The sequence below is a fragment of the Bacteroides sp. 2_2_4 genome (assembly GCF_000157055.1).
Lineage (GTDB): Bacteria > Bacteroidota > Bacteroidia > Bacteroidales > Bacteroidaceae > Bacteroides > Bacteroides ovatus.
The window spans coordinates 29,954-42,616 of the sequence record NZ_EQ973372.1; the positions used below are offsets into that span (position 1 = coordinate 29,954).

Genomic DNA, 12,663 nt, shown 5'->3' on the forward strand with positions numbered 1-12,663 from the left:
TTAGATTAATATCCGGTTGTTGTTACATCCAGGATTTTACCAAAACCATCATAGATTAGGGCTTTAGAAATATCCAAGGTTCCTGCACCGGCCTGTTTCATCGGAACAATTGAGACTTTTCCGTTAAATTCTGCGGATTGGGTCACAATAATGAGGGCTTTGTTATTCCATGCATTTGGGGCAATAGTTGGTGGATTACCAGTCATTACATTAATTTGATTAGTGTATTGTCCTTGTTGATATAGCTTGGCTTTTGTGATTTTTTCTCCGTTACTGGGGGTAAACTGTGAGGTGGTGGAGACAGATACTTCATTTCCCATACCGTAAGTAAATGAGTATATAGCTGCATCTGTTACTACATATAATACATTATTTGTATGTCCGAAGAAAATAGATACAGCTTTGTCTAGTAAGGTTTTTCCTGTCATTGGAATAATATATTTGTTTTTTGCAGCTGCTGGTTGTTCTGGTGAAGTCACAATCCATCCCTCCCAATTATCAGGATCTTCATAATGTCCTTCTTCTGCTTTATATTGGCTTAAAGTGTAAATAGCATAATTTCCACTATTATCGTCTTTAAGTAAGAAAGTGGCCAATGAGCCATCTTGAGAACTTGTTGCGGCAATAGCTGTTTGACTTCCCATGTCATTAGGATCGAAATCTGGATTTGAGATATACGGAGTACATGTGTTATAACTCGTGCCATTTAAGGAATAAAAGGCACCTTTGGGTTTATCTAACCATACTAAATGGTTGTCCCCAATACTAAATGAAGAATTTGCTGCATATACATTGTTATTGATTTCAAATCCATTAAAAACAGAATTAGGCATAGAGAATTTGTTACCTGCTACGTTTAAGAATGAATATAGTCCATTATTTGTATAAGCGATGAAAAGTTGTGAAGAACGAATATAAGATTTTACTTGAAAATCGGTGGGGCAATATAAAAATATTTTTTCATCTTCCCATGTCCCGTTTATTGAATAGTCCTCACAGTTGAAACGAATGCTTTTTCCTGTGGAAGAAATAGCCCAAATCTGATTTAAGTGAGAACTACCAAGTATTGCTGTGTTCCCCATCACCTCATAGGTTAATGAAGTCAATAATTCATCATATGCTGCTCCATTAGCAGTTTCTAGTATGTGACGAAATATTCTTTCTTCTTTTGTATATTGATTTGTTATTTGAGAATTGTTAATCAAAGTGAGATCTGTTGTTGTTCCGTTTTCACTATCTGCGATTAACAATCCGTCTAGGAAGCTACTTTGTACATATAATTCCCAAGAATAAATATATTGTAAGTTATCATTTGCTACATCTGTTACAGTCAATTTTAACGTATAGGCTCCATTTGATATAGGACGATTTATAATACCATGAAAGTCTTTTTCTGTACCAATAATTTCATAAACAGGATTGCTAGTTGAGGGTTCCTCGGTTACAGCCCATTCATAGCGCAAATTAGAACCATCAAAACCATCTTGGGTAATAGATGGTACAATATCGACAGGAGATTGATAACCTACGTATATTGAATTTTCTTGATTTTTATCGTTTATACTAATTTGTACTTCTGGAATAAGGTTTGTTACAAATGAACTTTTATCCTCATAACAAGAAGTAAACCAGAGAATATTAGGCAGCAGTAATATTATTAATTGAGTTATATTATTTTTCTTCATAATTTTATAGAATTATATAAATTAATATGTTCTGGCTTCTATAATTTGTCCTTTCAAATTACCTTCGTTATGAACTAGGGGGGCATCGGGATGTTCTTTCTGATACTTTTTTAGATAATCCGCTAATTTTGCAGCATAAGCTTCATATGATTTGTCGGTTACGAATAATCTATAATTGGCGAGATATTTATATGTAAAATATGTTGGTCTCTGTGGTTGGTCAGGATGCGCAGTCATATCGTCCCAATCATCCCAGTCTAAAGCTGTTACAATTGTTTTTAAAGCATTGGAACTATAAGCCGTTGTAGAATAAGAAGTTGGAGTTAGAGATGACTTTATTAGTGAATTATATGTCATCCATACATATCGTTCAGTTGCCGGAGGGGCAATGATATTGTTGTTCCAACTTACTGTTGCTGTGATATATTCTTTAGGTCCTAACCCTAGAGTTGATGACTCCTTTAGCTGGATATAAAGTTTATATGATGCTCCATTTTGTATTTCATCAGTATTAAACAGCCTTATTTTTATTGTTCCTTTTAAACTATTTGCGGGAATCACTGCAGCAGTTATTTCATAACTGTTTTCGGGGGCAGTGGTTTCCTCCGCATTGATTACATAATTCACAGTACGGTCTTCTGTCGATACATTTCCGACCAAAACTAAAGGCAATTCATATTCACCATATTCATCAAAGGGATTCTCCAGAAAAGAATAATTCCCTTTAAATATGTCGGTTTCTGCATCGTACTCATTCGTAGAATTGAATCTGACAGCATTATATTGACTGTCAAAATATGGTATTTCTTCCTTGCCGCAACTAATGAGGCATAAAGAGAAACAGCTTATCGCTAAGACTGATTTTATAATTATTTTTTTCATATTAATATTGTTTATTGTACACGACCGGATTGTATTTCGAAGGTAGGATAAGGCAATAAATATTGCGTATCTGTCATCTCTTCACTATAATTAGGAATGGATTTACACCCTGTTCGCTTATAGTAATAGAACATGACACCTTCGGAAATGAATTCTTTGTGATATTCTTTTTGTATTTCTTTTATGATTTGATCTGCATTTAGATTTTCAAGAGGGGTGCTGATACCTCTGTTTTCGCGAATCTTATTTAGCCTTTGTAATGCCATGTCAAGATTTGGGGTTGCACTTGTTGCATAGCATTCTGCAGCAATATAGAATATTTCAGGCAAGCGTATTAGAGACAAGCGGTTCTTATTGAATTCGTCTAAACTTGCTTGATGAATTTTCATAGGGACATATCCTCTGGAATCACTTTGGGTTTGATCTAACATTCGTGTGAAACGAACATCTGAATTTATGCCTTCATATATATTTTCAACATCTGTTGGAGATATATACATAGCTGTATAGTCTGTGTTGACGAAGTTGGGTATTATATATGAGGTAATTTTGGACGTAACGTCTGAAACATTTAGGCTAAATAAAGCTTCGGATGCTAGAGAACGGTTAGATTGAGAAATTTCTGGTAACAGGTAGGAGTAAGTGTACATATCGTCCATAACAATTCCATTATCACCGATAGCTGTGATTATCTCTTCAGTAGCATTTAAAGCTTTGTCTATGCTTTCTTTACTGCCTTCCCATAAATATACACGTGCTTCCAATGCTTTGACTGCATAATAATTGAGTCGTAAAGTTCTATCTTTGAAGAAACCATCTGCATCTATACTTGTGTAATAAGAAGTCGGATGTTTTTTTGTGATCGGGTCGTATTCCTTTAATAATTTTTCTGCGGCTTCCAAATCGTTGATAATCATTTGAAGTGTCTCCTTTCCTGTGCGTTGAGGAGTTGGGATCGATGATAAAGTTGTTACATATGGAATCGTTTTTTTAGAATTTAGTTCTGTGGAACGGTTTTTCCAATCACCATATCCATATAGGCGCAACAGATCAAAATGCATATATGCACGAATGGCAAGAAGTTCTCCTTTGATAACGTGATAATAGACTTCGTTCAGACTTGACTCCTGTCCTTCCATATTAGTTAATGCTTCATTGGCATTGGCTATTACAGAATATGCTTTAGCCCAGATATTTTCGATGTCCGAGAATATTTGTGTGTGGTCGTAATTGAATTTTTCATATTCTTGCATTTCTCTACTATTACTTGAATTGGAAGTCACAGGATTAAATTGATGACCTAATATTTCAATTGCATACCAGGATAATTCTTTACCATAAAGGGCATTGTCTGTCATGCTAATATAACAACCTATTAAAGATTGTTGGAATCCGGCTAAAGTGCTATAATGATCTTTTTCTCGAATTTCAGACCCTGAAGTAACATCGAACCAGTCGCTGCAAGAGGATAATGTTACTACGGACGTTAATAGGATTAATATGTATTTTTTCATCTTTATAAAATTTAGAGAGTGGCTGTTAATGAGAACGACATATTTCTTGCGAAAGGATAATTTAAACCTCGTTCTATTTTTATAGAAGAGAACGTTGCAATATCATTTAAATAGAATGATAAACGCAGGCGTTGCATACTTAATTTCTTATAAATGGAACTGGGAAACTCATAATATGCACTGATGGAAGAGAGTGATAATTCACGTCGATCCTGTACAAAGCGAGTGGTAGCACGTGTGGTTGTTTCAGAGTTAAATTTCTTGTATGGTGTTACTTGTCCGGGAGTAGTCCAACGACCAATTAGCAATCGGCGATCCACATTGTAAGCAATATTTGCATTTTCCACCCGACTGACGAGGGTTGAATTATACATTTGACAACCAGCAAGATAACTTATAGTAGCGCTTAATCCGATACCTTTATACTCGGCTGTGAAACCGCCTGTACCACGATACTTAGGATCGGAGTTACCAGCAGCGACCATATCATTGGCTGAATAAGTATAAGTGTAGGTACCATCTTTTTTAATGTATATTTCTTGTCCGGTTTGCGGATCAATACCGGCTGAAGGGACTGCCCATATTGTTTTCATAGATAATCCGTCTTGATACATTAATACAGGTGCAGAGGTATTATTATCTTCTGCTTGTTTCATCATTTTTTCATTGTAAGCCCGCATACTCTCTGACAAACGAATTATTTTATTTCGGTTATAGGCAAATGTTCCATATACATTTACAAAACCTTCTTTTCCTTGCCATATTGTATAATTAGCTTTAGCTTCAACTCCAGAATTACGTACCAATCCTAAATTATCTTTTACTATTGCGAATCCTGTAGAAGTTGGGATTGTTACATCGGTTAACATATTTTTGGTATCTGCTGAGTAATAGTCAACAGAAAGGGATAATCCGGCAACTCTCATATCAATTCCTATATTATGATCCTTTTTCTGTTCCCATTTTAATTGGGAGTTAGGCATGGAAGCTAAATAAGCTCCTGTAAATTTGCCAGCTAAGCCTCCATATACGATACCTGTGTAATAATTATATGTAGCAATTGCTGCGTTGGTATCAAAGTTTTGATTTCCAGTCAAACCAATCGAGGCCCGAAGTTTTAACTGTTTAATCCATCCAACACCTTTCAAGATGGCTTCATTGTGCAGGTTCCATCCAATACCAAAAGACCAGCTATTGGCCCAACGGTTATCTGAACCGTATAAGGAAGATGCACTTTCCCGCACAGTTGCATCGGCTAAATAACGATTGTCATAATCATACGAAGCGGCTAATAGGAAGCTGGCTTCACGGTTAATTGTGGAATAACCAGTAGGGGTACTGTTTTCTGCATATTGTTTTGCGAATGAAATATCTGCCTTCTGATTATTGGGGAAACCTTCTGCCGTGTGTCGATATGCCGATGATTTTTCTCCGGAGATAAAGGCACCGGCATTTCCAAAGATAGTATGTTTACCAAATTGATTATTATAGTTTATATTCAAGTCTCCGGAAATAGAACTGGATTTACCATTTTCTATAATATACTTACCACGCTTAAGTATATCATTAACATTTGCAAAAATGGAATGTGAGGCGGGATAGAAATCATCCATATCATTTCGTTTTTCAGAGACTCCTATACGTGCTGTTGCTTTCCAATTTTTATCAACTTGCCATTCTGCATAAAAATTATTGGTGAATTGTAAATAACTGGAAGTAAAGCTGGTTCCGATAATAGAATTATACATAGGGTTAGCTACTTTGGTTGATGTTGAGCCAATTTGTTCTACCCATTGAACTATATTCCCATTTTCATCAGTTGCTTGCCAATATGGATTCATTCTGGAATATTCGCTAAATTCTCCATAAGGGGACTCATTACTTTTGTTAGATATGATTGATAGGATATTCTTTAGTAATAGTTTGTTATGTCTGTATGATAAATTTATATCACCCGATATATTGCGGCGGTCAGATCCCTTCATAACCCCAGTAATCTGATTATAAGTAAGGTCTAAGATTGCACGTAAATTTTGGGAATCGCCTAATTCTATATTTAGGTTATGTTTATGTCCTATGCCAGTGTGAAGTGGCTTGGATAACCAGTATGTATCTAATCCTTCTAATGCAAGTTTTCGTCGTCCATTATATAATTGATCTAATTGGATTTGTGTATTGGCGCTACTACTTGTATATACTCCGTCTAAACGTTCTGCTTCCAATTTTTCAAATGCATTACAAAGGTCATAACTGGTTAAATCTGGCATTTCCAAAGAAATACTACCATTATACGTAATACGCTGTTGATTTCCGGTTAAACGTTTTGTTTCAATAACAATTACACCATTGGCTGCTTTAGAACCGTAGAGAGCTTTTGCTGAGGCGTCTTTTAAAATTGTAATGCTTTCAATTCGGTTCATGTCCATGTCCATTATTGTTTCAGCAGTTGTTTCAAAACCATCAAGAATGAATAAAGGTTGATTGGGTTGATTTTGATAGTTGCTGCGCAAAGAACTGCTTTCTGTCGTTGGAAAACTGGAAGTTCCACGCATTGACATATCCGGAACACTGTTGGGATTGGAGCCCATATCAAAATTATCTGCAATGTATATTGTAGGATCCAGATTTTTCAAGCTCTGGAACACATTCTGATTTCCGACACGCATCAGATCTTTGCTCGAAATAGTAGTTGCTGCTCCAGTAAAACTTTCCGCTTTACGAGTATAAATTCCAGTAACGATAACCTCATCTAATTTAGTATCACTTTTTAGAGTAATATTTTTTCGTACATCATTCCGACCACTATTAATCATCACTTGTTGAGTAGACATTCCGATATATGAAAAGGTGATAGTACATGCGGTATTAGTTGGAATCTCTATATTATATTTACCATTGTTGTCGGTTATGGCAAATCGTTGAAGATCACTAATCACAACATTAACACCAGGCAGGGGGGATCCTTCTTCATCTGATACAATACCGGTTGCGGAACGTTTATCCCCTTGTTGTTCCACTTTAGAGATGGTAACAATATCTCTTTCCATACTATAAGTAAGCCCTGTACCATTAAGAACAGTACGTAGTACGTTATCCACAGTTTCATCTTTTACATGGATAGTGATGGGTTTCAGTGACTTTGTCTGTTCTGTATTGTAGACAAAGCTTAATCCGGTTTGTTGTCTTAAAGCATCGAAAAAATCTTTGACAGTGACAGATTCCAGATTTAAAGTTACTTTTTTGCCACTTTCTGGAATGGCAAACATCATTGTGGGTAATAGTAATAATACTACTACCAGAGAAAGTATTCGGATTCTTTCTCTACTTTTTGTCTTTCTCATTCTTTCTTCTTGTTTAATTAGTAATTAATTGTCTGTGATTAAAATCTCTCTTCCTTCTATTTTTATTTGTAAATTCGTAGTACGTGCTATTGCTTTTAATATCGGGCTGATTGTGGCATAACGATCCATATTACCAGTAAATCGCAGTTGTTTAAGCTCGGAAGTGCCAAAGGAAATATTAACATTATACCAATGTTCTAGAATTTCGACAATATTTTCTAAAGTACGATTCTCGAAAATAAGTCGTCCTTCATTCCATGCTATGTAGGGAGTGAGGTCTACATTGTATATAGATATATTGTTACCTTTCTGTTCAATGTGTACCAATTGGCCCGGCTCTATGAGTTGTTCTTGTGTACTTCCTTGAGGAATAATACTGATACTCCCTTTCACTAATGCGACTTCTGTTCGTTCAGAGGTGAATGTATTAACATTAAATTCTGTACCATACTGTTTGATTATTCCTTGGTCAGTGATAACGTAGAAAGGACGAGTATCTTTGGCTATTTTAAAATAGGCTTCTCCTTTTAGATAAACCATGCGTTTAGTCTTACTAAACTTTACAGGATACCGTATTTCTGTGTTATAATTGAGGTGTACGGTTGTTCCATCTTCAAAGGTTACTCTGAATTCGTTTCCTTGTTCAGTTGTTAATGTGTTTTTTTCTACTATTTCAGGCTGCTGTTTTTGAGGTATATCTATATTTATATTGGGCGTTGATGGATAGATGAGCGCACCATTTTGAGCTATAGCAGTTGTGGAATGATTAACTTTAACTGGTGTTGGGTATGTCGGAGTAAGCGATTGCTTGTCATTTCCGGCTAAAATTAATGTCGCTTTAGGAATTCCTGGCTGTATGGCATCTCCTAAGGTTAGATTGTCAGATATTTGTTTTTCAGAAGCAGTATAAAAGTACCATCCTCCTGCTGTTATTATTATAGGCAATATTAAAATAGCTGCATATTTCAGGAGAATTGATGTGACTGATACTTGGCAATATTTCTTTTTGAAATGTTTCCATGCTTGATGTGAGTTAATCTGTGTATATGCCTCGTAACGCTTACGAAACGATGCGCTTGTTCGTAAACGATTGAAAAACTCTTCGTGTTGTGGAGAGGTCTTGATCCAATTGTCAAGTTGTTTTTTCTCGTGCTCTGTAATATCACCGAGGAGATATTTGGCTATTAATTCTTCTGTACCAGATTTTATTTTCATATATCTATTGTCTTGTCATTTGTTAATAAGACAACATGAAGATTAAAAAGAGGTACAAACTTTCTAAAAAAGATTATTTTGATTACGAAAAAAACTTCGAACTATACAAAATGTCACATAAGGGGAGCAAGAAGTAGCATGTGCCCATCTGTTCTTTGATAGATTGTATAGCTCTTTTCTTTTGTGTCTTTACTGTTTCGATCGAAATTCCTAGTACAGTAGCTATTTCTTCATTCTTTTTTCCATCCATATGCAATAGGAATATTTCCCGGCAGCGTGCTGGCAATTTATCGATAGCACGAAATAGTAGTCGGTATACTTCTTCTTCATTGGTATCTTCTTCTTCTGTGATTTCTCGATAAGTGCTTGCCAAGCGTTCAAGATAGAGAGATTCTACATTCTGATGTTTTAAATAATTAAGAGAGGCATTTCGTATAGAATTATAAAGATAAGTTCGGAAAGAAGGCAATGATAAGAATCTCATTTTCTTTTCCCACATAGTTGCAAAAAGATCCTGTACAATATCTTCGGCAGCTTGTTGGGAAGAGAGAAAGTTGATGGCATACAACACCAATGCTTTATAATATTCATTATAAAGCTGATGATAAGCGGTTGGGCGTTGCTCATTTATACCTTTTATAAAGGAACTTTTCTCTTCGTTCATGGTGAAATATTATGTTTTATGCAGCAAATGTATAAAATATCTAGGATAAAAGCAGCCTTTCAAACCCTATAGTGTTTGTGAATGCTACTTTTTTCTTTAGTTCATACAACAATAATAATGTTGTTATAGAGAAATAGCCCTTTCCTTATTTTATAAAATATTGTTCTTGCTGCCTGTTTGTAACATCATTTTTTTATTTGGAATAATATTACAGCAAAAAACGTTACTCTGTTCTGAAACTTTAGAGAATCAATGCATTATAGTCTCTCTAAAAATCTTTATATTTGCAGACCGTTTGAAAAATGATAGTGAATAATAACAATACAATAACTTAAAAACAACCAAAATCAGATGAAGCAGGATATGATTGTTATCCTTGACTTGGGTAGTCATGAGAATACGGTATTGGCTCGCGCCATCCGTGCATTAGGAGTTTATAGTGAGATTTATCCTCACGATATCACAGTAGAAGAACTGAAAGCATTGCCCAATGTAAAGGGTATTATTATCAATGGTGGCCCGAATAATGTAATCGATGGCGTTGCTATTGATATAAATCCGGCTATCTATACTTTGGGAATTCCTGTCATGGCTGCAGGGCATGATAAAGCAACTTGTGAAGTGAAGTTGGCAGAATTTACAGATGATATCGAGGCTATAAAGGCTGCAGTAAAGTCTTTTGTTTTCGATACTTGTAAAGCTGAAGCTAACTGGAACATGAAGAACTTTGTCAATGACCAGATAGAATTGATTAAGCGTCAGGTGGGCGATAAGAAAGTATTGTTGGCCCTGTCGGGTGGAGTTGATAGCTCTGTGGTAGCTGCTTTACTTCTGAAAGCTATTGGTAACAATCTGGTATGCGTACATGTTAATCATGGTTTGATGCGTAAGGGAGAGTCTGAAGATGTGGTTGAGGTATTCAGCAACCAGTTGAAGGCAAATCTTGTGTATGTAGATGTAACCGATCGTTTTCTGAATAAGTTGGCTGGTGTAGAAGATCCGGAGCAGAAACGTAAAATTATTGGTGGCGAGTTTATTCGTGTGTTCGAAGAAGAAGCGCGTAAGCTGAACGGTATTGATTTCTTAGGTCAAGGTACTATTTATCCGGATATTGTGGAAAGTGGAACGAAAACGGCTAAAATGGTGAAATCTCACCATAATGTAGGTGGTTTGCCCGAAGATTTAAAATTCCAACTTGTAGAACCATTGCGCCAATTATTTAAAGATGAAGTTCGTGCTTGTGGCTTGGAGTTAGGTTTACCTTATGAAATGGTTTACCGTCAACCGTTCCCTGGACCTGGTTTGGGTGTACGTTGTTTAGGTGCTATTACACGTGATCGTTTGGAGGCAGTGCGTGAATCCGATGCCATTCTGCGTGAGGAGTTCCAACTTGCCGGACTGGATAAAAAAGTATGGCAATACTTTACAGTAGTGCCTGATTTTAAATCTGTGGGTGTACGTGATAATGCTCGTTCTTTTGATTGGCCGGTTATTATTCGCGCTGTCAATACGGTGGATGCTATGACGGCTACTATTGAGCCGATTGATTGGCCTATCCTGATGAAGATAACAGACCGTATTCTGAAAGAAGTGAAGAATGTAAATCGCGTTTGTTATGATATGTCGCCGAAACCTAATGCGACTATAGAATGGGAATAGAAAAACTTTTTAAATGATATTTCGATAGCCTCAATTTTTTGTAAGTTGAGGCTATTTTTATTGTTCAACGTTGGCTTCTGGTAGAAATGTAATTGAAGATTTCACAATGATTTCGCGAAGAGATAAAAAGAAAAAGGCACCCAGAAGTGGAAGCCTCCCAAATGCCTTATTCTTATCAAGTAGCGGGACCCGGGATTGAACCGGGGACCTCATGATTATGAATCATGCGCTCTAACCAGCTGAGCTATCCCGCCATCGTTTCTCGATTGCGGGTGCAAAGATAGATGATTTTTTATAATCTCCAAAACAATTCATAACTTTTTTGTGTTTTTTCTTTAATACGGGTCTTGGTTTTCCCTATAAACAGGGAGTTTGAGGCTCGATAATGAAAGAATAATTAAATAAAGTGTCTGATTTATGCGGTGTATTTAGAAAAAAGTATTTATCTTGGCACACGTAAAAACAATTCGAAATTGCTATGAAAAAGGAAAAGATTCATTTGGAGTATTTGTTGAATGCAACATCTAAAAATATACTTTGGGGAGCTATTAGCACACCGACCGGGTTGGAGGACTGGTTTGCAGACAAAGTTATTTCTGACGATAAAATAGTAGAGTTTCATTGGGGCAAGACAGAACAGAGGAAAGCAGAAATTATTGCCATTCGCTCTTTCTCTTTTATCCGCTTCCGTTGGCTGGATGATGAAAACGAGCGCGATTATTTTGAAATCAAGATGACTTATAATGAGCTGACTAGTGATTATGTGCTGGAAATTACCGATTTCGCAGAGCCGGATGAAGTAGATGATATGAAAGAATTGTGGGAGTCACAAGTAGCTAAATTAAGAAGAACTTGTGGTTTTTAGTTAACTTTCAACTAAAAATTTTCGATGCTCCTTTTTTTGTGCTAATTTTGCATCCTAATTGCACGAACCTATTAAGATGCTACGCATAAAGAAATTAGATATATTCATCGTAAAGAGTTTTTTGATGCTCTTTATTGGTACATTCTTCATCTGTCTGTTCATATTCATGATGCAGTTCCTGTGGAGATATGTAGACGAATTGGTCGGAAAGGGATTGGAGATGAGCGTAATGGCTCAATTCTTCTTTTATTCCGCGTTAACATTAGTGCCGGTATCGTTGCCATTGGCAGTGCTACTGGCTTCTTTGATTACTTTCGGTAACTTTGGCGAGCGTTATGAATTGCTTGCGATGAAAGCCGCAGGTATTTCTCTCCTTAAAATCATGCGTCCGCTTGCTTTCTTCGTTTGCGGACTTGTCGGTGTCTCATTCTATTTCCAAAATGTAGTAGGTCCTATCGCCCAGGCTAAATTGGGAACCCTGATCCTTTCGATGAAACAAAAATCTCCGGAGTTGGACATTCCGGAAGGAGTTTTCTATTCTGAAATCAAGGACTATAATTTAAAGGTAGCTAAGAAGAACCGGAAGACCGGTATGCTATATGATGTGCTGATTTATAGTATGAAAGATGGCTTTGAGAAAGCACGTATTATATATGCTGATTCCGGGCGTTTGGAGATGACCGCGGATAAACAGCATCTTTGGCTGCATTTGTATAGCGGAGATTTATTTGAGAATCTGAAAGCTCAAAGTATGAAATCGGAGAATGTACCTTATCGACGCGAGGAATTCAGGGAAAAACATACCATTATTGAGTTTAATTCCGATTTCAATATGGTT

General features: G+C 36.3%; 9 protein-coding genes and 1 tRNA gene. 3 read left to right on the plus strand and 7 right to left on the minus strand.

What is annotated here, in order from left to right; translation table 11 throughout:
- Positions 1 to 5: 5 nt before the first annotated feature.
- From BSCG_RS02640 to BSCG_RS02615, 6 genes are all read right to left on the minus strand, one after another.
- Complete coding sequence (locus tag BSCG_RS02640; protein ID WP_008777359.1) at positions 6 to 1,685, minus strand: PKD-like family lipoprotein; 1,680 nt, start codon at positions 1,683 to 1,685, stop codon at positions 6 to 8.
- Between the two features lie 21 nt (positions 1,686 to 1,706).
- A complete protein-coding gene (locus BSCG_RS02635) occupies positions 1,707 to 2,567 on the minus strand; it encodes a DUF4843 domain-containing protein (RefSeq protein ID WP_008777360.1) in 861 nt (286 codons plus the stop codon).
- An 11-nt stretch (positions 2,568 to 2,578) separates the two neighbouring features.
- Positions 2,579 to 4,081 (minus strand): RagB/SusD family nutrient uptake outer membrane protein, encoded by a 1,503-nt coding sequence (locus BSCG_RS02630; protein WP_008777361.1) that lies wholly within the window; start codon positions 4,079 to 4,081, stop codon positions 2,579 to 2,581.
- 11 nt (positions 4,082 to 4,092) lie between these two features.
- On the minus strand, positions 4,093 to 7,422 hold the full coding sequence (locus BSCG_RS02625; RefSeq protein ID WP_008777362.1) for a SusC/RagA family TonB-linked outer membrane protein: 3,330 nt from the start codon (positions 7,420 to 7,422) through the stop codon (positions 4,093 to 4,095).
- A gap of 24 nt (positions 7,423 to 7,446) precedes the next feature.
- On the minus strand, positions 7,447 to 8,637 hold the full coding sequence (locus BSCG_RS02620) for a FecR family protein (protein ID WP_008777363.1): 1,191 nt from the start codon (positions 8,635 to 8,637) through the stop codon (positions 7,447 to 7,449).
- A gap of 82 nt (positions 8,638 to 8,719) precedes the next feature.
- The gene (locus BSCG_RS02615; RefSeq protein ID WP_004309044.1) at positions 8,720 to 9,301 is read right to left on the minus strand and encodes an RNA polymerase sigma-70 factor; all 582 of its coding nucleotides are present in this window, start codon (positions 9,299 to 9,301) and stop codon (positions 8,720 to 8,722) included.
- 351 nt (positions 9,302 to 9,652) lie between these two features.
- Between BSCG_RS02615 and guaA the strand changes: the two genes are divergently transcribed.
- On the plus strand, positions 9,653 to 10,960 hold the full coding sequence (gene guaA, locus BSCG_RS02610) for a glutamine-hydrolyzing GMP synthase (RefSeq protein ID WP_004299035.1): 1,308 nt from the start codon (positions 9,653 to 9,655) through the stop codon (positions 10,958 to 10,960).
- Positions 10,961 to 11,140: 180 nt separating this feature from the next.
- Here the strand turns inward: guaA and BSCG_RS02605 are convergent.
- Positions 11,141 to 11,214 (minus strand) — tRNA-Met (locus BSCG_RS02605).
- Between the two features lie 224 nt (positions 11,215 to 11,438).
- On the opposite strand from BSCG_RS02605, the gene BSCG_RS02600 reads away from it, so the two are divergent.
- Complete coding sequence (locus BSCG_RS02600) at positions 11,439 to 11,825, plus strand: START-like domain-containing protein (RefSeq protein WP_004306400.1); 387 nt, start codon at positions 11,439 to 11,441, stop codon at positions 11,823 to 11,825.
- Positions 11,826 to 11,901: 76 nt separating this feature from the next.
- On the plus strand, positions 11,902 to 12,663 hold a 762-nt coding region (locus BSCG_RS0128025; protein ID WP_032849836.1), incomplete at its 3' end, for an LptF/LptG family permease.

Bases quoted from the DNA above. Each gene is read 5' to 3' on its own strand.
- BSCG_RS02640 (WP_008777359.1), bottom strand. From the start codon at position 1,685: ATGAAGAAAAATAATATAACTCAATTAATAATATTACTGCTGCCTAAT.
- BSCG_RS02635 (WP_008777360.1), bottom strand. From the start codon at position 2,567: ATGAAAAAAATAATTATAAAATCAGTCTTAGCGATAAGCTGTTTCTCT.
- BSCG_RS02630 (WP_008777361.1), bottom strand. From the start codon at position 4,081: ATGAAAAAATACATATTAATCCTATTAACGTCCGTAGTAACATTATCC.
- BSCG_RS02625 (WP_008777362.1), bottom strand. From the start codon at position 7,422: ATGAGAAAGACAAAAAGTAGAGAAAGAATCCGAATACTTTCTCTGGTA.
- BSCG_RS02620 (WP_008777363.1), bottom strand. From the start codon at position 8,637: ATGAAAATAAAATCTGGTACAGAAGAATTAATAGCCAAATATCTCCTC.
- BSCG_RS02615 (WP_004309044.1), bottom strand. From the start codon at position 9,301: ATGAACGAAGAGAAAAGTTCCTTTATAAAAGGTATAAATGAGCAACGC.
- guaA (WP_004299035.1), top strand. From the start codon at position 9,653: ATGAAGCAGGATATGATTGTTATCCTTGACTTGGGTAGTCATGAGAAT.
- BSCG_RS02600 (WP_004306400.1), top strand. From the start codon at position 11,439: ATGAAAAAGGAAAAGATTCATTTGGAGTATTTGTTGAATGCAACATCT.